Genomic DNA, 20,784 nt, shown 5'->3' on the forward strand with positions numbered 1-20,784 from the left:
ATGGGGCCGACGCCTCCGCTGTGGTCCGCACTGGTACACCGTTCTGGGAGCGTGAGTCGGTTGGCACTTTCCGAGGTTCGAAACGATGTCCGCCTGCCGGTCACCGCCGCTCAACTCGGCGTGTGGGTGGCTCAGCGGCTGGAACCGGAGAGCCCGCTCTACCAGTGCGCCGTTCACTTCGACTCCGTTCCCCTCGACATCGAGGTGCTGCGCAGGTCCGTCATCCGCGCGGTGGCCGAGACCGACACGCTGAGGTCCCGGTTCGGTGACGACGGCGAGGTGTTCCAGATCGTCCGTGCCGAGGTGGACGCCACGGTGGACCTGGTGGACCTGCGGGCCGAGGCCGACCCGGAGGCTGTTGCCCGCGCCTGGATGGACCGGGATCTCGCCACCGTCGCCGACCTCGAAGCCGGTCCCCTGTTCCGGCACGCCCTGCTGGTTCTCTCGGACGAGCGGCACTTCTTCTACCTGCGCTACCACCACATCGTCCTCGACGGCTTCGGGCAGACCCGCTACCTGGACCGCCTGGCCCGTGTCTACACCGCCCTGGCCGCCGGCGAGGAGCCCGCCCCGGCCCGCCGCCGCGGGCTCGACGAGCTCGTGGCCGAGGAGCGCGCCTACCGCGACTCTCCGCACCACGCGAGCGATCGCGACTTCCTCCTCGGTCGTCTCGCCGGGGCCGAGGAGCGCCAGACCCTCGCCGACGGTGCGGCCAGCCCGGCCCCCCGCGCCCTGCGCCGCCACACCGACCTGCCGAGCGAGCTGACCAGCGCGCTCACCTCGGTCGGGCACTGGCCGACCGTGATCGCCGCCGCCACCGCCGTGTACCACCACAGGATGCTCTCCGTCGACGACGTGGTCCTGGGCATCCCGGTGGCCGCCCGCCGCACTCCGGCCGCGCTGGCCACCCCGTCGATGCTCGCCAACGACCTGCCGCTGCGCGTCACGGTCACCCCCGACACCACCTTCGCCGAACTGGTCGGCACTGTCCGCACCGAACTGGGCGCGCTACTGCGGGCGCAGCGGTTCCGCCGCGAGGAACTGCACCAGGCCCACGACCTCACCGGCACCGATGCCGCCCTGTTCGGCACCGCCGTCAACGCCATGTCGTTCGACGCCCGGGTCCGCTTCGGCGACGTGCTCGCCACCCCCCGTCAGTTGTCCAACGGGCCCGTGGCCGACCTGGCGGTGGCCACCTACGGCGACCCCGCCGACGGGGACGTCCGCCTGGAGTTCGCGGCCAACCCCGAGCTGTACTCGGAGGATGCGCTCGAAGCCCACCAGGAGCGGTTCCTGACCTTGCTCGCCTCGCTGGCCGCCGCCCCCAGTGCTCCTCTCGGCCGTGCCGAACTGCTCGACCCCGCGACCGCCGACCGGCTGCTGCACGCCCCCAACGACACCGCCGGCCAGGCGCCCGGCGGCCTCGTCGAGCTGTTCGAGCGGCAGGCCGCCGCGAGTCCCGACGCCGTGGCACTGCGCGCCGACGAGACGCTCACCTACGCCGAGTTGGACGCCCGAGCCAACCGGCTCGCCCACCGGCTGGCCGCGCGCGGCGTCGGCCCCGAGCGGCTCGTCGGGGTGGCGCTGCCGCGTACCGCCGGTTTGATCGTGACCCTCCTCGCCGTGCTCAAGACCGGCGGCGCCTATCTGCCCATCGACCCCGAACACCCCGCCGACCGCCGGGGGATGATTCTCGAGGACGCGAGCCCCGAGCTGCTCGTCACCACCTCCGGCACCGAAGCCCCGGACGGGGTGCCCACCCTGCTGCTCGACACGGTGGACTGGTCCGCCGGCGACCCGAGCCCACTCGGCCGCCCGCAGGACGGCCGGTCCACCGCGTACGTCATCTACACCTCCGGCTCCACCGGCCGTCCCAAGGGCGTGGCCCTGGAGCGGGCCCCCATGGACAACTTCCTGGCCGCGATGGCCCGTACGGTGCCGGTCGCGCCCGAGGATCGACTGCTCGCCGTCACCACCGTGAGCTTCGACATCGCCGTCCTGGAGATCTTCCAGCCGCTGCTGGCCGGTGCCGGCGTGGTGCTCGCGAGCCGTGACGAGGTGCTCGACCCGGACGCCCTGCGGACCGTCGTCGAGCACGAGGCGATCACCGTCGTCCAGGCCACCCCCAGTCTGTGGCAGGCGCTGATCGAGACCCGTCCGGAGGTCTTCGCCGGGGTGCGCGTGCTGACCGGCGGCGAGGCCCTGCCACAGTCCCTGGCCAACCTGCTGACCGAGCACGCCGCGAGCGTCACCAACATGTACGGACCCACCGAGACCACCGTCTGGTCGATGACCGCACCGGTCGAACGGGACGGCGGGCCGGTGAAGCTCGGCGCCCCGATCCTCAACACCCAGGTGTACGTGCTCGACACGGCGCTGCGCCCGGTCCCGGCCGGCTACAGCGGCGAGCTGTACATCGCCGGCGACGGCGTGGCCCGCGGCTACCGGGGCCGTCCCGGCCTGAGCGCCGAGCGGTTCGTCGCCGACCCGTACGGTCCGGCCGGCACCCGGATGTACCGCACCGGCGACCTGGTGCGGGTCGAGCCGGACGGTTCCTTCACCTTCCTGTCCCGCCTGGACCACCAGGTCAAGGTGCGCGGCTTCCGTATCGAACTCGGCGACATCGAGGCCGCGTTGCTCGCCCACACGCCGGTCGAGCGGGCCGCCGTGCTGATGCGCGAGGACCGCCCTGGCGACAAGCGCCTCGTGGCCTACATCGTCTCCCCGGAGGGCGACTCCCCGGCCCTGCGCTCCCACCTCGCCGAGCGCCTCCCCGAGTACATGGTCCCCGGCGCCGTTGTGGTCCTGGACGCGCTGCCGCTGACGCCCAACGGCAAGCTGGACCGACGCGCCCTGCCCGCGCCCGTGCGGGTCTCTCTGCCCGACGGGCGGGCCCCGCGCACCGAGCTGGAGGAGCGGCTGTGCGGCCTCTACGCGGAGGTTCTCGGCCTGGATTCCGTCACCGTCGACGACGACTTCTTCACGCTCGGCGGCACCTCGCTCTCGGCCACCCGCGTGGTCTCCCGCGCCGCCCGCGAGGGCATCACCGTGGCGATCCGGGACCTGTTCCGGGCCCGGACCGTCGCCCGCCTCGCCCCCTCCTGTGCCCTGGGCGTCCCGGGAGCGAACGAAGCGCCCGCGCCGGCGCTGCCCGCGCCGCTGCCGGACGTCGAACTGACCGCTCTGCTCGCCGACCCCGAGGTCGAGGAGGTGCTGCCGCTGACGCCGCTCCAGGAAGGCCTGGTGGTGCACAGCCTCACCGCCGGCCGAGGCGGCGAGGTCTACACCGTCCACATCGGCCTCGACCTGGCCGGCGAGGTGGACGCCGAGAGGCTGCGCGCCGCCCTCGACACCGTCATCGCCCGCCACCCCGTGCTGCGTTCGGGGATCGCCCACCAAGAGGTGAGCCGGCCGGTGCTCGTGGTGCGCCGCCGGGCTGCCGTGCCGTGGCGCGTCCACGACCTGCGCGGGCGTGCGGACGACATCGACACGGTGCTGCGCGCGGAGGCCGACGAGCCCTTCGACCTCGCGTCCGCGCCGCTGCTGCGCGCGGCCCTGCTGCGCCTCGACGACGGGCACCGGCTCGTGGTGACCTGCCACCACCTCGTCCTCGACGGCTGGTCGGTGCCGATCCTGCTCGGCGAGACCCTGCGCGCCTACCGGGGCGGGCCGGTCGGCCCCGAGCCCCGGCCCTACCGCGACCATCTCGGCTGGCTGGCCGGCCGTGACCACGAGCACTCTGCCGCCGTATGGGGCGAGGCCCTGGCCGGGGTCCGCCCGACCCTGGTGGGCGGCTCCGGCGACGGCCGTACGCAGGATTCCGTACGCCTCGAAAGCGCCCTGGACGCGGCGACCACCGCGCGCCTGGAACGGACCGCCCGCGAGCTGGGCGTCACCGTCAACAGCCTGGTGCAGGCCGCCTGGTCGGTCGCGCTGCGCGAGTTGACCGGTCAGGACGACGTGGTGTTCGGCATCACCGTGGCGGGCCGCCCCGCCGAAGTGCCGGGCGTCACCGAGATGGCCGGACTCTTCGTCAACACCGTGCCGCTGCGGGCCCGTCCGGGCCCCGGCCGCACCCTGGCCGAGGTGGCCCGCGCCGTCCAGGACGACCAGGCCGACCTCCTCGCGCACCAGTACCTGCCGCTCGTCGAGGTGCAGCGGGCAGCCGGCGTCGCCGGCCTCTTCGACACCCTCGTCGCCTTCCAGAACTATCCGGTGGACCGGGACGCAATCGAGGCCGTGGCCCGGGAGAGCGGCCTGGTGGCCGGCGCCGCCGATGTCACCGACGTCAACCACTACCCGCTCACCCTCACCGCGGTGCCCGGCGAGCGGCTGGCCGCCCGACTCACCTGCCGCCCGCACCTGTTCGAGCCGGGCACCGCCCAGGTCCTCCTCGACCGGTTCAACGACACCCTCGCCCGCCTCGCCAATGCCCCCGGCACGCTGGTCGGCGAGCTGGTGCCCGACCGCGAGCCGGTCGCCGGTGAGGACCGGCGCGACCTGGTCGAGCTGCGCGGCTTCCGGTTCGACCCGGCCGACGTCGAGGCCGCGCTCGCGGCCCACCTCGACGTGGTGCGTGCCGCGGCCGTCGTCCGCGAGGACACTCCCGGCGAGCGCCGCCTCGTCGGCTACGTGGTGCCGCGCCGGGGCGCCACCACCGACCCGTCGGACCTGCGGGACGCCGTGGCCGCGGCCCTGCCGGACTACATGGTCCCGTCCGTCCTGGTCACCCTGGACACCCTGCCGCCGGCTCCCGGCGGTGGGATCGACCGGCACGCGCTGCCCGTTCCGGTGATCGCGGGCGCGGCCGTACGTGGTCCGCAGACCCCGCTCCAGGAGCTGCTGTGCGCACTCTTCGCGGAGGTGATCGGCCTCGATGCGGTCGGTGTCGACGAGGACTTCTTCGCGCTCGGCGGCGACAGCATCCTCGGCTTCCGGCTGCTCAGCCGGGCCCGCGCCCGTGGCGTCTCGTTCGGCTTCCGCCACTTGTTCGAGCGGCGCACCGTGGCCGCGCTCGCCGAGGTGTGCACAGCCTACGAGCCGACCGCCGCCCCGCAGCGGATCCCGCTGCCCGTCTCCGCCGAGAAGGCCGCGCGCCTGGCCGCCGAGCCCGGCGTGGAGGCCGTACTGCCGCTCTCGCCGAACCAGCAGGGGCTGCTCTTCCACCACGCCTTCGACGACGCCGACGCCGACCCGTACACCCTGCAGGTCGTCCTCGACTTCGCCGCTCCGGTGGACACGGCTCGGCTCGGCGCCGCCCTGGACCGGGTGCTCGGCCGGCACGAGGCGCTGCGCGCCGGTTTCCGCACCACCGAGGACCAGCGGTCGGTGCAGCTGGTGTACGAGGCACCGAGCGTGCCGGTGCGGGAGGTGGCCGTCGCCGACGACGCCGCGTTCGCCGCGCTCCTGGACGAGGACCGTGCCACCCGCTTCGACCTGACCCGCCCGCCGCTGGTGCGGGCGGCGGCGGTGCGCCGGGCCGACGGCACCGGCTCCGCGGTCCTGACCATGCATCACATCGTGGTGGACGGCTGGTCGTTGCCGATCGTCGCCCGCGATCTGTTCGCCGAGTACGGCGCCGGGGACTCGGGTGCCCCCCAGGAGGCCGGTCACCAGGCCCGCTACCGCGACCACCTCGCCTGGCTCGGCGGCACCGACACCGACACGTCGCTGGAGGTGTGGCGGGCCGCGCTCGCCGAGGTGACCGAGCCGTCGCGGGTGGCCACCGGGCAGGGCGCCCGGGTGCTTGAGCCGGTCCGGCAGGACCACCTGCTGACCGCGCAGGAGACGACGGGCCTCGCCGCCGTCGCCCGTCGGCACGGCGTCACCGTCAACACTCTGGTGCAGGCTGCCTGGGCGATCGTGCTGCGCGGCCTGACCGGCCGCGACGAGGCGCTGTTCGGCGTCACCGTGGCCGGCCGCCCGGCCGAGCTGCCCGGCGCGGGCGACCTGGTGGGCCTGTTCATCAACACCGTGCCCCTGTCGGTACGGCTCGACCCGGGTGAGAGTCTGGGCGACCTCGCCGTCCGGCTCGGCCGCGAGCAGTCCGCGCTGCTCGACCACCACCACGTCGCCCTCGGCGACATCCAGCGCGCCCTGGGCATGGGCGAGCTCTTCGACACCCTGCTCAGCTTCGAGAACTACCCGCTGGACCTGGCGGCCATCACCGCCTCCGCACATGCCGCCGGGCTCGAACTGGCCGACGCCCGGGTCCGCGACGGCAGCCACTTCGCCATCAGCGTCGTCGTCGAACCCGGTGAACGGATGCGGCTGCGGGTGCGCCACCAGCCGCAGTTGGTGACCGAGGAGACCGCGCTGGCCGCCAGTGCGGAGCTGCTCGCGACCCTGCGCGCCTTCGTCGCCGCTCCCGAGCTGCCGCTTGCCCGCCTCGCCGGGGCCGCGGCCGCGGCGCCGACGGACCGTGCTCAGGCGCGGTCGGCCGCGGCCGCGACCCTGCCCGAGCTGTTCGCCGCGCAGGTGGCCCGCACCCCGGACGTGCCGGCCGTTCTCGCCGGCGGCGAGAGCCTCACCTACCGGCAGCTCGACCGCCGCTCCAACGCCCTGGCCGCCGAGCTGATCGAGCGCGGCGCCGGTCCCGGCCGCCTGGTCGCGGTGATGCTGCCGCGCTCGGTCGACCTGCCGGTCGCGCTGCTCGGCGTCCTCAAGTCGGGTGCCGCCTATGTGCCGGTCGACCCGGCCTACCCGACGGAGCGGATCGCCGTCATCCTCCAGGACAGCGCTCCGGCGCTGGCCGTCACCACCGATCCGGACCTCACGCCTCAGGGTCTCGCCACCGTACGGCCCACCGCCGCCGAGGCCGATGCGGTCGGCCGTACTCCCCTCCCCGAGGACGCCGCGTACGTCATCTTCACCTCGGGCTCCACTGGCCGGCCCAAGGGCGTGGTGGTGGAACACCGGGCGCTGGGCGCCTACTTGAGCCGGGCGGCCGAGGCCTACCCGGACGCGGCGGGCCTCGCCCTCGCGCACACCTCGGTGTCGTTCGACCTCACCGTCACCTGCCTGTACACCCCGTTGGTCGCGGGCGGCCAGGTGCACCTGGCCGAACTGCCGGACGCGATCGGGGCCGAACGCCCCACCTTCCTCAAGGGCACACCCAGCCACCTGCGGCTCCTCGACACGCTGCCCGAGGAGGTGTCCCCGTCCGGGACGCTGGTGGTCGGCGGCGAGGCGCTGCGCGGCGAAATGCTCGCCGACTGGCGGGCCGCGCACCCCGAGGCGACCGTGATCAACGCCTACGGTCCGACCGAGGCGACCGTCAACGTCATGGAGTACCGGATCGAGCCGGGGCAGCCGCTGCCCGACGGCCCGGTCCCGATCGGCCGGTCCTTCCCGTACGCCCGTGTACACCTGCTCGACAGCGGCCTGCGGCCGGTACGCGCCGGCGCCCGCGGCGAGCTGTACCTCGCCGGCGAGGGACTGGCCCGCGGCTACCTCGGCCTGCCCGGCCAGACCTCGCACCGGTTCGTTGCCGACCCGTTCGGCCCGGCCGGCAGCCGGATGTACCGCACCGGTGATCTGGCCCGGCAGCGCCCAGACGGCGCCATCGAGTACCTGGGCCGCGTGGACGACCAGGTCAAGGTGCGCGGCTTCCGTATCGAGCTCGGCGAGGTGGAGGCGGCGGCCGAGGCCGTGCCCGGCGTCCGGCGCGCCGCCGCGGCCGTCCGCGGTTCCGTAGGCGAACCCCGCCTGGTCGGCTACCTGGTGGCGCCCGAGGGCGTGGACACCGCCGAGGTCGAGGCGCGGATGCGCGCGGCGCTGCCCGAGTACATGGTGCCCGCCGCCTTCGTGGTCCTCGACGAGCTGCCGCTGACCCCCAACGGCAAGGTGGACCGGGCGGCCCTGCCCGAACCCGCCGTCACCACCGGCACCGCGACCCGTACGGCCTCCGGCGATCTGGAGGAGCGTCTCCTCGGCCTGTTCCGGCAGGTACTGGGCCGTGAAGACGTCGGCGTGGAGGACGACTTCTTCGCGCTCGGCGGCGACAGCATCATGTCCATCCAGCTCGTCGGACGGGGCCGGGCCGCGGGAGTGAGGTTCTCCGCGCGGCACGTCTTCGAGCACCGCACGCCGGCGCGGCTGGCGGCCGCACTGGCCGATCAGGCCGTACGCAGCCCGCTGGAGGAGCGCCTGTTGGGGCTGTTCCGCGATGTGCTGGGACGTGCCGACGTCGGCGTGGAGGACGACTTCTTCACCCTCGGCGGCGACAGCATCATGTCCATCCAGCTGGTGGGCCGTGCGCGTGCCGCGGGGCTGAAGTTCTCCGCCCGGCACGTCTTCGAGCACCGCACCCCCGCCCGACTCGCCGCCGCCCTGGCGGAACAAGACGGGTCGGCGTCGGACGCCCTCACCGAACAGGGGCCGGACAGCGCTCCGTTGCTGCCCCTGATGCGCCGCCTGGTCGCCCGCGGCGGCCGATACGCCCAGTACCACCAGTCGGTCACCCTGACCCTGCCCGCGACCACCCGGGAGCACCTGGCCGCCGCCCTGGGCGCCGTCCTGGAGCGGCACGAGGCCCTGCGGATGCGCGTCGCGGACGCGGACGGCTTCACCGTCACGCCGGTGGGCGTGGACGGGCCCGCGGCCCTCGCCGACTCCCTGCTGACCCGTGTCGACGCCCGCAGAGACGCCTCCGACGAGGAGCTCACCGCCCTCGTCGCCGAGCACACCGGCGCCGCCCGCGACAGCCTCGACCCGGCCGCCGGGCGCATGCTGCGCGCCGTCTGGTTCGACCGGGGCGCCGAGCGTGCCGGGCGACTGCTGCTCGTCGTGCACCACCTGGCCGTCGACGGTGTGTCCTGGCGGATCATCGTGCCCGACCTCGCCGCGGCCTGGGAGGCCGTCGCCGCGGGCGGCCGGCCCGACCCGGCGCCGGTGGGCACCTCGTTCGCCCACTGGGCCCGTGAGGTCACCGCACTGCCCACCGACGACGCCGACCACTGGCGCGAACTGCTTGCGGCGGGCGACCCGTTGATCGGGCCTCGCCCCCTCGACCCCGGCCTCGACCTGCGCGGCGATGCCGGACGGCTGACCCTGCGGCTGCCCGCCGACGTGACCGGCGCGGTGCTCGCGGATCTGCCCGCGGCCTTCCACGCGGGCCCGGACGACGTACTCCTGACCGCGCTCGCCGCCGCCGTGCCACTGTGGCGTGGCGACCGGGCCGGCCTGCTGGTGGACGTCGAGAGCCACGGCCGTCACGAGGACCTGGTCCCGGGAGCCGAACTCTCCCGCACCGTCGGCTGGTTCACCGTCGCCCACCCCGTACGCCTCGACACCCGGGCGGGCGACCCGCGCGCCGTCCTGACGGGCGCGGACGCCGCCGGTGACGCCCTGCGCGCCGTCAAGGAACAGCTGCGTGCCACTCCGCGTCAGGGCATCGGCCACGGTCTCGCCCGCTTCAGCGACCCGCGTACGGCGCCGCTGTTCGCGGAGCTCCCCGAGGCGCAGTTCGGCTTCAACTACCTGGGCCGCGTGAGCCTGGCCGGCGCACTCGCCCCCGGCTGGGAACTGGCCTCCGTAGGCGCCGACGACGCCCCCGAAGTGCCGCTCTCACACACGGTCGAAGTCAACGTCGCGGCGCACGAGGGCCCCGAGGGGCCGGAGCTGGTCGCCACCTGGACCTGGGCCCGCGCCCTGGTCTCCGACGCCGACGCGGCCCGCCTCGCCGAGCTGTGGGGCACCGCCCTGCGCGGCCTCGCCGCCCATGGCGCGCGCCCGAGCGCCGGCGGCCACACCCCGTCCGACCTGCTCATCCCGCTGGAGCAGGCGGAGATACGGGAGCTGGAGGCGGACGGTGACGTGGTCGAGCTGCTGCCGCTCGCCCCGCTCCAAGAGGGCCTGCTCTTCCACCACCAGTACGGCGACGGTGCCGACGACCCGTACATCTCCCAGCTCCGCGTGGAGCTGACCGGCTCCCTGGACCGCGCCCGGCTGCGCGCCGCCGCCGCCGAGGTGCAGCGCCGCCACCCCACGCTGCGGGCCGCGTTCCGCCGCACCTCTCAGGGCACGCCCGTTCAGGTGGTGCTCCGCGACCCCCAACTCGACTTCACCGAGGTCGAGTTGGCCGACACGGGCGACCTCGACGCCGTCTGCACGGCCGACCGCCGACGCGGTTTCGACATCACCTCCGCACCCCTGATCCGCTGGACGCTGGCCTCCATCGGCGAGCGCCACACCCTCGTCGTCTCCGCCCACCACAGCATCCGTGACGGCTGGTCCATGCCGATCGTGATGCGCGAGCTGATGGCCTGCTACCTGAGCGACCCGCTGCCCCAAGTCCGGCCGCACCGCGACCACTTGGCATGGCTCACCCGCCAGGACCGTGCGGCGGCGAGTGCCGCCTGGAGCCAGGCCCTGGCCGGCCTGGACGGCGGCACCCTGCTGTCCGGCGGCCCGGCCCCGGCCGGGCAGGAGGCCGGCCAGCTCGACCTCGCCATCGACGGACTTGACGTGCAGGCCGCCGCCCGCCGCCTCGGCGTCACCGTCAACACCCTCGTCCAGGCAGCCTGGTTGCTCCTGGTGGCCCGGCTCACCGGCCGGGACGACGTGGTCACCGGCGTCACAGTCAGCGGCCGGCCCGCCGACCTGCCCGGAGCGGCCGACATGATCGGCCTCTTCATCAACACCGTGCCGCTGCGTGCGATCCTGCGCGCCGACGAGCCGGTCGGGGCCTTCGCCCGCCGGCTGCAGCTGGAGCAGGCCCGGCTGGTGGAGCACCACCACCTCGGCCTGGTGGACATCCAGCGCCTCGCCGGGCACGGCGAACTCTTCGACACCTCCATGGTGTTCGAGAACTACCCGCTGGACGTGGCGGCCCTGACGGCGGTGGCCCACCGCGCCGGTCTGGAGGCCGGCGAGGTCGCGCACCACGCCGTCACCCACTACGCCCTCGCCATGGAGGCCGGCCCGAGCGCCAACGGCCTGCGGCTGCGCCTGCACCACCGTCCCGACGTGCTCACCGAGGAGCGGATGGGGCAGATCGCCGAGCTGCTGCCCCAGATGTTGCACACCGTCGTCACCGAGCCCGCCACCCCGGTAGGCCGGATCTCCGGGCACACCCCTGCCTCCCGGGCCAGCCTCCTGTCACTCGGCCACGGTCCCCAAGACGCCGCGGGCCCGGGCACCTGGCCCGAGCTCTTCCTCGACCAGGTCCGTCGTACGCCCGACGCGCCGGCCCTTGTCACCAGTGCGCAGACTCTCACCTTCCACGAACTCGCCGACCGGGCCGGGGCCTTGGCCCGGGTCCTCGCCGAGGCCGGCGTGGACACCGAGAAGCGGGTGGCGATCGTGCTGCCGCGCTCGGTCGAGATGGTGGTGGCCCTGCACGCGGTCGCCCTGGCGGGCGGCGCGTTCGTGCCGGTCGATCCGGCCCACCCGGCCGAGCGGATCACGCAGACCCTGGCCGACGCCGCGCCCGAACTGGTCCTCACCACGGCCGGCACCGCGCTTCCCGAGACCGGGCTGCCACGGATCGACTTGGACGCGCTCGACCTGGACCTGCTCGCCCTGTCCGGCGAGGGACTCGCCCGGCCCATCCGCCCCCAGCAGGCCGCGTACGTCATCTACACCTCCGGCTCCACCGGCCGCCCCAAGGGCGTCGTCGTCACCCACGCGGGCATCCCCGGCCTGGCCCGGGCCCAGCGCGTCGGCTTCGACGTCACCGAGGACAGCCGGGTGCTCCAGTTCGCCTCGCCGAGCTTCGACGCCTTCGTCTCCGAGGTGGCCGTCACCCTGCTCGCCGGCGCCCGCCTGGTCCTTGCCTCGCGCGAGGAGCTGCTGCCCGGTGCCCCGTTGGCGCGCACCGTCGCCGAGCATGGCGTCACCCACGCCACCTTGCCGCCGGCCGCTCTGCGCGAACTACGGCCTGCGGACCTGCCGACCCTGCGCAGCCTGGCCGTCGCCGGTGAGCAGTGCCCGCCGCAGGTGGCCGAACTCTGGTCGGCCGACCGCCACATGGTCAACGCGTACGGTCCGACCGAGACGACCGTGTGCGCCACCATGAGCGCCCTGCTGTCCGGGTTCGGCGTGCCGCCCATCGGCACTGCCCTGCCGGGACTTGCCGTCCGCGTTCTCGACGCGCATCTGCAGCCCGTCCCGGTCGGTGTCGTGGGCGAGTTGTACGTGTCCGGCGCGGGCCTGGCGCGCGGCTACCTAGACCGGCCGGCGCTGTCCGCCGAGCGGTTCGTCGCCGACCCCTTCGGTGCCCCGGGCAGCCGGATGTACCGCACCGGCGACCAGGTCGCCTGGCGCGAGGACGGGCAGCTGGTCTACGTCGGCCGCGCCGACCGGCAGATCAAGCTGCGCGGTTTCCGCATCGAGCCGGGCGAGATCGAGGCCGCCGTAGTGGCCGCTCCCGAGGTCGCCGCGAGCGCCGTCGTCGTCCGCGAGGACCGGCCCGGCGACCGCCGGGTGGTCGCCTATGCGGTGCCCGTCGAGGGTGCCGCGGTGGTGCCCGAGGTGCTGCGCGCCCGGCTGCGCGAGGTGCTCCCGGACCACATGGTCCCGGCCGCCGTCGTTGTCCTCGACCGGCTGCCGGTCACCGTCAACGGCAAGCTGGACCAGGCCGCCCTGCCCGCCCCACGTTACGACACCGGCACCGGGCGCGGGGCCGCGAGCCCCATGGAGGAGCTGCTCGCCGAGGTCTTCGCCGAGGTGCTCGGCGTGGCCCGGGTCGGGGTGGACGACTCCTTCTTCGACCTCGGCGGGCACTCGCTGCTCGCGATGCGCCTGGTCGCCAGGGTCCGCGCCGTACTCGGCACGGAGCTCGGCGTCCGGGAGGTGTTCGAGACGCCCACCGTCCGGGAACTCGCCCGCCTCGCCGCCGGCGGCCCGCGCGCCGCCGCCGACGCCCCCGGTGACCTGCCCCGCCCGGACCGGCTGCCGCTGTCCTACGCCCAGCAGCGCCAGTGGTTCCTCGACCGCTTCGACGGCACGAACTCCGCGTACCACATCCCGATGGCGCTGCGTCTGACCGGCGTCCTCGACGAGGCGGCGCTCGCCGCCGCCCTCGACGACCTGATGGCCCGGCACGAGAGTCTGCGCACCCAGATCGCCGAGGACGAGGAGGGACCGTACCAGCGCATCGTGTCCACCGGCCTGCCGCTCGAGCGGACCGAGGTCACGGCCGACGAACTGGACGCCGCCCTGCGCACGGCCGTCTCCCGCCCCTTCGACCTGACCGTCGAAGTGCCCATCCGCGCCCGGCTGTTCACGGTCGGCGCCGAGGAGCACGTGCTGCTCGTCGTGGTCCACCACATCGCCGGGGACGGCGCCTCCGTGCCGGTGCTCGCCCGCGACCTCGTCGCCGGCTACCGCGCTCGCCTCGCCGACGCCGCGCCCGAAGGCCCGGGCAACGCACCGCAGTACGCGGACTTCGCCCTGTGGCAGCGGTCCGTGCTCGGCGCCGAGGACAACCCGGACTCCGTGCTCGGCCGGCAGCTCGACCACTGGCGCACCACGCTCGCCGGGCTGCCACAGGAGCTAACGCTGCCCACCGACCGGCCGCGCCCGGCGGCAGGACCGCACCGCGCGGGCCGCCACCGCCTGGAGATCCCGGCCGACCTGCACGGCGAACTGGCCCGTGCGGCCCGCGAGTTGAAGGCTACCCCGTTCATGGTGGTGCAGGCCGTGCTGGCGGCCCTGCTGTCCCGGCTCGGCGCCGGCACCGACATCCCGATCGGCTCCCCGATCGCCGGCCGCTCCCACGAGGCCCTGACCGATGTGGTGGGTCTGTTCGCCAACACCCTGGTACTGCGCACCAACGTGTCCGGAGACCCGAGTTTCGCCGAACTCGTGGGCCGAGTACGGGAGACCGACCTGGCCGCCTTCGCCCACCAGGACGTGCCGTTCGAGCGCCTGGTGGAGGCGCTGCGCCCGGAGCGCTCCGCCGGACGCCACCCGCTGTTCCAGGTGGTCGTCGAATGGGGCGACGACGAGACCCGCGCCCTGAACGCTCTGGAGGACCTGCCGGGTCTCGCCGTCGAGCCGCTCCAACTGACCCTGGACGCGGCCAAGTTCGACCTCGTACTGCACCTGCGCCCGCGGCACACCGCCGAGGACGCCCCCGCAGGCATCGAGGTGGACCTGGAGTACAGCGCCGACCTGTTCGACGCATCGACCGCGACGAGCCTGGGCGAGCGCTTTGTCCGGCTGCTCGGCGCCGCCCTCGCCGAGCCCGCCCGACCGGTGACCGACCTGGACGTACTGGCCGAGGACGAGCGGCACCTGCTGCTGACCGACTGGGCGCACACCCCGGCCGAGCCGTATCGGCCGATCGCCGCCGACGACACGATCGTGCGCCGTTTCGAGGCGGCCGCCGCCGCCCACCCGGACGCCGTCGCCGTCACCGGCGAGGACGAGCAGGGCCGGGCGAGCTCCCTGACGTACGCGGAGCTCAACGCCCGGGCGAACCGGCTCGCCGCGCTGCTGCGCAAACGGGGCGCCGGGCCCGAGCGGTTCGTCGCCCTCGCCCTGCCCCGGGTGCCCGACCTGGTGGCGGCCGTGCTCGCGGTCCTCAAGTCCGGCGCCGGCTACCTGCCGGTCGACCCGGCCTACCCGGCCGAGCGTGTGGCCCTGCTGCTCGGCGACACCCGGCCGGTGGTCACCGTCGGCACCCGGGCCACCGTGACCGCCCTCGGCGGCGACGAGACCTGGCTGGCCCTGGACGACGAGGGCGTCATCGCCGACCTCGCCGGACGCGACTCCGCCGACCCGGCGCCCGTCGCCGCCGACCACGCCGCGTACGTCATCTACACCTCCGGCTCCACCGGCACCCCCAAGGGCGTGGTGGTCACCCACCGCAACGTGCTGCGCCTCTTCGACGCCACCGACCACTGGTTCGGCTTCGGCGCCGAGGACACCTGGACCCTCTTCCACTCCTACGCCTTCGACTTCTCGGTGTGGGAGCTGTGGGGCCCGCTGCTGCACGGCGGCCGGCTCGTGGTGGTCCCGCACGCCGTCAGCCGGGAGCCCGCCGCCTTCCTGGAGCTCCTGCAGCGGGAGCGGGTCACCGTCCTCAACCAGACCCCGTCCGCCTTCCACGAACTGGTCCGCGCCGACGAGGAGGCGGGCGGCGCCGACCTCGCGTTGCGCTACGTCGTCTTCGGCGGCGAGGCCCTGGACCCGGCCCGCCTGCTGCCCTGGTACGAGCGGCACGCCGACGACAGCCCGGTCCTGGTCAACATGTACGGGATCACCGAGACCACCGTGCACGTCACCCACCGCGCGCTGACCGCGGACGAGGTGCGCGCCGGGGTGGTCGGCGCCATCGGCGTCGGCATCCCCGACCTCGGAGTGCACGTCCTGGACGAGCGGCTGCGGCCGGTCCCGGTCGGCGTCGTCGGCGAGATGTACGTCTCCGGCGCGGGCGTGGCCCGCGGCTACGCCCACCGGCCCGGACTGACCTCCGGCCGGTTCGTCGCCGACCCGTTCGGCGTGCCCGGCACCCGGATGTACCGCTCCGGCGACCTGGCCCGACGCCGCCACGACGGCTCGCTCGAATACCTGGGCCGGGCCGACGCACAGGTCAAGGTGCGCGGGTTCCGCATCGAACCCGGCGAGATCGAGTCGGTGCTGCTCGCGCTGCCGGAAGTGGCTCAGGCCGCCGTCGTGGTCCGCGAGGACAACCCGGGCGACCGGCGCCTGGTGGCGTACGTGGTCACCGGCTCCGCGGCCGACCGGGCCAAGGGTGCCGCCCTGCGCGAGGCGGCCGCCGAGGCGCTGCCGACGCACATGGTGCCCTCGGCGGTGGTCGTGCTCGACCGGCTGCCGCTGACCGTCAACGGCAAGCTCGACCGCAAGGCGCTGCCCGCCCCGCAGGCACCCACCCGCGCCGCTGGACGCGCCCCCGCGAACCCGGCCGAGGCACTCCTCGTGGACGCCTTCGCCGAGGTGCTCGGTGTGGACCAGGTCGGGGTGGACGACTCCTTCTTCGACCTGGGCGGCCACTCACTGCTCGCCATGCGCCTGGTCACCCGGGTGCGGGCGGCGCTCGGTGCGGAGCTCGGGGTGCGCGACCTGTTCGAGTCGCCGACCCCTGCCGCCCTGGCCCGCCGCGCCGCAGGCGCCGAACGCGGCGGCCGACCCGCGCTCACCGCGCGGCCTCGCCCGGAGCGCATCCCGCTCTCGCCCGCACAGCAGCGCCTGTGGCTGCTCGACCGGCTCAGCGGACTCGACGCCGCCTACAACATCCCGATCGCACTGCGGCTGACCGGCGCCCTGGACGCAGACCGGCTGCGGGAGGCGCTCGGGGACGTGGTGGCCCGGCACGAGAGCCTGCGCACCCTGGTCGACGACCGGGGCAGCGAAGGCACAGATGCCTGGCTGCGGGTGCTGCCCGAGGTCCTGGTCGACCTGCCGGTCGTGCGGGTGCACGCCGAGGACCTCGACGAGCGGATCGCCGCCGGTGCCGCCGCCGGCTTCGACCTCACGGCCGAAGTCCCCATCCGCGCCCGGCTGTTCGAGGTCGGCCCCGAGGAGCATGTGCTGCTCGTCGTGGTCCACCACATCGCGGGCGACGGCACCTCCATGCCCGTACTCGCCAAGGACCTGGCCGCCGCCTACGCGGCCCGCCTCAAGGGGACGGCCCCCGCCTGGGAGCCGCTGCCCGTCCAGTACGCCGACTACTCCCTGTGGCAGCGCGAGCTGCTCGGCGACGGTGCAGACGACGGAGACCGCAGCGAGATGGCGCGGCAACTCGGCTACTGGGCCGAGGCGTTGAGCGGGCTGCCGGAGGAGCTCACGCTGCCGGTGGACCGGCCGCGCCCGGCGGTCGGACCGCACCGTGCCGGGCGGCACACCTTCGCCGTGCCGCAGGACCTGTACGAGCGCGTCGGCCAGGTGGCCCGCGAGCTCAGGGCCACCCCGTTCATGGTGGTGCAGGCCGCACTCGCGGCCCTGCTGTCCCGGCTCGGCGCCGGCACCGACATCCCGCTCGGCTCGCCCGTGGTCTCCCGCTCCGACGAAGCCCTCGCCGACGTGGTCGGCTTCTTCGTCAACACCCTGGTGCTGCGCACCGACGTGTCCGGCGACCCGAGCTTCGTCGAACTGGTCGACCGGGTGCGCGAGTTCGACCTGGCCGCCTTCGCCCACCAGGACGTGCCGTTCGAGCGTCTGGTGGAGGCGCTGCGCCCGGAGCGCTCCGCCGCCCGCCACCCGCTGTTCCAGGTGGCGCTCAGCCTGGACAGCGCCGGCGGCGCGGCCCTGGCCGAGGTCGCCGGGATGCCCGGCCTCACAGTCGACCCGCGCCCGGTGGCGCCCTCGGTCGCCAAGTTCGACCTCACCTTCACCCTGACCGAACGGCTCGACGACCAGGGCAGCCCGGTCGAATGGAGCGGTGCCGTCGAGTACAGCGCCGACATGTTCGACGCCGGCACGGTGAGCCGGATGGCCCGCCGTCTGGTGCGTCTCCTGGACGTCCTGACCGACCGGCCCGAGGTCCCGGTCTCCGCCCATGATGTGCTGGTGGACGGTGAGCGCGAGCACATTCTCGGCAGCTGGCTGGAGAACGCCGCCCCGGTGGCCCCGGCGAGCCTGCCCGAGACCATCGCCCGCCGGGCGGCCGAGCACCCGGACGCGCCCGCCGTCACCTTCGCCGGCACCACCCTCACGTACGCCGAACTGGACGCGCGCGCCAACCGGTTCGCGTACGCCCTGCTGGCCCGAGGGGTCACCCCCGAGGCACGGATCGGCGTGCTGATGGAGCGCTCGGAGGCGCTGGCCGTCACCCTGCTCGGCATCGTCAAGGCGGGCTGCGCCTACGTGCCGCTCAGCCCGGCCAACCCCGACGAGCGCCTGGTGTGGCTCCTCGACCAGGTGCAGGCACCGCTCCTCGTCGTCGACGAGGCGCGCCGTCAGCGGGCCGAAGGCCTGGACGTCCGGGCCGAGTTGGTGCACGCCGAGGCGGACACCTCATCCCTGCCCGCCGAGGCACCCGCCGTGACGGTGACCCCGGAGCGACTCGCGTACCTGATGTTCACCTCCGGCTCCAGCGGCCTGCCCAAGGGCGTCGCCATCTGCCACGGGGACATCGTCCAACTCGCCGCCGACCGCTGCTGGGACGGCGTCACCGACCGGGTACCGCTGCACTCCCCGCACGCCTGGGACGCCTCCATCCTGGAGTTCTGGGTGCCGCTCCTGCGCGGCGGCGAGGTGCTCGTGGCACCGCCCGGCGACCTGGACGTCACGGGCCTCAGGGCGCTGATCGCGGACTCCGGGATCACCTCGCTGTTCCTGACCGCCGGTCTCTTCCGGGTGCTCGCCCAGGAGATCCCGGAGGCGTTCGCCGCCGTACGCCAGGTCGCCACCGGCGGTGACGTGGTGTCGGGGACGGCCGTGCGCCGCGTCCTGGAGCACGCCCCCGGCCTGCAGGTCGTCAACGCCTACGGCCCCACCGAGGTCACCGTGATGGCGCTGTCCCACCGCGTCGACCCGGACGCGCTCGACCCCCGCTCGCACAGCGTCCCGATCGGCCGCTCCCTGGACGCCATGCGCCACTACATCCTGGACGACGCGCTGCGGCCGGTGCCGCCGGGCGTCACCGGCGAGCTGTACGCGGCGGGTTCCGGCCTGGCCCGCTGCTACTGGAACCGCCCGGACCTCACCTCCGACCGGTTCGTCGCCGACCCGTACGGCACGCCCGGCACCCGGATGTACCGCACGGGCGACCTGGCCCGCTGGACGGCAGGCGGCCATGTCGAGTTCGCCGGGCGTGCCGACGAGCAGGTCAAGCTGCGCGGCTTCCGTATCGAGCTCGGCGAGATCGAGTCAGCGCTCGCCGCGGGACCCGGGGTGACCGCCTGCGCGGTGATCGTCCGCGAGGACCGGCCGGGCGACAAGCGCCTGGTCGCCTACACGGTGGCGGAACCCGGTTACGACCGGGCCGCGCTCGGCGCCCACCTGGGCCGCACCCTGCCCGACTACATGGTGCCCGCGGCGATCGTCGAACTGACCGAACTGCCGCTCACCGCGATCGGCAAGCTCGACCGCAAGGCGCTGCCCGCACCCGAGTTCGGCAGCGCCGGCGGCCGGGCCGCCGCGAACACCGAAGAGGAGATCCTGGTCCGGCTGTTCACCCAGACCCTGGGGCTGCCCGAGGGGGCCGTCGACGCGGACAGTGCGTTCTTCGATCTCGGCGGCGACAGCATCATGGCCATCCAACTGGTCAGCGCCGCCCGCCGGGAGGGCCTCAGGATCACCGGCGCCGACGTCTTCACGCACCGGACCGTCGCCGAACTCGCCCGGGCCGCAGCGGTGGCCGAGGAGCCCGGGGGCGCCGAACCGGATGAGCCCGTCGGCGAGTTGCCCGCCTGGCCGATGCTGCACTGGCTGGCCGAGCGGCGGGTCCCGGTGGACCGGTTCAACCAGACCACCGTGCTGCGCGCGCCCGCCGAGCTCGACCTGGACCGGCTGCACTCCGTGATCGGGGCGCTGCTCGCCCGCCACGACAGCCTGCGGCTCACGGTGGCCGTCAACGACCCCGGCGACGCGGCCACTTGGCGCGTCGAGGTCCCCGAGCCGGATGCCGTACGGGCCGAGGACCGGGTGCGCAGGGTGGATGCCACGGACCTCTCCGAGGCCGAACTGACCGAGGCGGTACGCGCCCACGGCGAGGCGGCCGTCGGCCGGCTCTCCCCGGCCGACGGCGCCATGGTGGAGATCGTCTGGTTCGACCGTGGCGAGCGGCACGGGCTGCTCCTGGTCGCCGTCAACCACCTGGCCATCGACGGGGTTTCCTGGCGCATCCTGCTGCCCGACCTGTTCCGGGCGTGGGGTGATGTGCTGGCAGGCCGCGAGCCCGAGCTCGACTCCGGCGGCACCTCACTGCGCCGCTGGGCCGAGCGGGCCACGGAGCGCGCCGCCGCGCCGCGCACCCTGGCCGAACTCGACCACTGGACCGGCACGTTGCGGCGGGGACGCACCAAGCTGGGCTCGCGCCCGCTGGACCCGGCGGTGGATGTGCTCGCCGACGCGCGGCGGCTGCGCCGCACGCTGCCGACCCAGGTCACCGGGCACCTGCTCACCACGGCCCCGGCCGTGGTCGGGGCGGGCGTGGACGACGTCCTGCTCGCGGGTCTCGCCCTGGCCGAGGCTCGCAGGCGCCGCGACACCCACGCTTCCGTCCTGATCGATGTGGAGAGCCACGGCCGCGGACGCGAGGGCGTCTCGGACCTGTCCCGCACCACCGGCTGGTTCACCGCCCTGTACCCGGTGCTCCTGGACACCGCAGGCGTCGATCTCGACGAGGCGTTCGCGGGCGGCCACGCCGCCGGCACCGTCCTCAAGCACGTCAAGGAGCAGCTGCGGGCCGTGCCTTCGGAAGGCCTGGGCTACGGGCTGCTGCGCTACCTCAACCCGGAGACCGCGGCCGCTTTCGAAGGACTCGGCAGCGCCGGGATCGGCTTCAACTACCTGGGCCGGTTCCTGCCCGGGGAGACCGGCGACTGGTCGGTGGCCTCCGACGCCCCGCGCCCCGACGGCGAGGACCCGGCGACCCCGCTGGCCCACGCCGTCGAGATCAACGCGTACATCGAGGAGAGCGCCGACGGGCCGCGTCTGGGGGCGACGTGGACGTATGCCGCCTCAGTCCTCACCGAGGACGAGGTCGGCGCGCTCGCCGACGGCTGGTTCGAGGCGCTGACCGCTCTGGTGGAGCACGCCCAGCGGCCCGACGCGGGCGGCCTGACCCCCACCGACGTGGGGCTTATAGAGATCACACAGAGCGAGATTGAAGAGTTCGAGGACGAACTGGCCTCGGACTGGGAGATTTGA

1 protein-coding gene is annotated in these 20,784 nt (G+C 74.5%); it reads left to right on the plus strand.

The annotated features are described in order from the left end of the window. On the plus strand, positions 1-20,784 hold the full coding sequence (locus tag IEZ21_RS01570; protein ID WP_281399365.1) for a non-ribosomal peptide synthase/polyketide synthase: 20,784 nt from the start codon (positions 1-3) through the stop codon (positions 20,782-20,784).

Origin of the sequence: Streptomyces flaveus (assembly GCF_014647675.1) — a bacterium.
Lineage (GTDB): Bacteria > Actinomycetota > Actinomycetes > Streptomycetales > Streptomycetaceae > Streptomyces > Streptomyces flaveus.

Bases quoted from the DNA above. Each gene is read 5' to 3' on its own strand.
- IEZ21_RS01570 (WP_281399365.1), top strand. From the start codon at position 1: ATGGGGCCGACGCCTCCGCTGTGGTCCGCACTGGTACACCGTTCTGGG.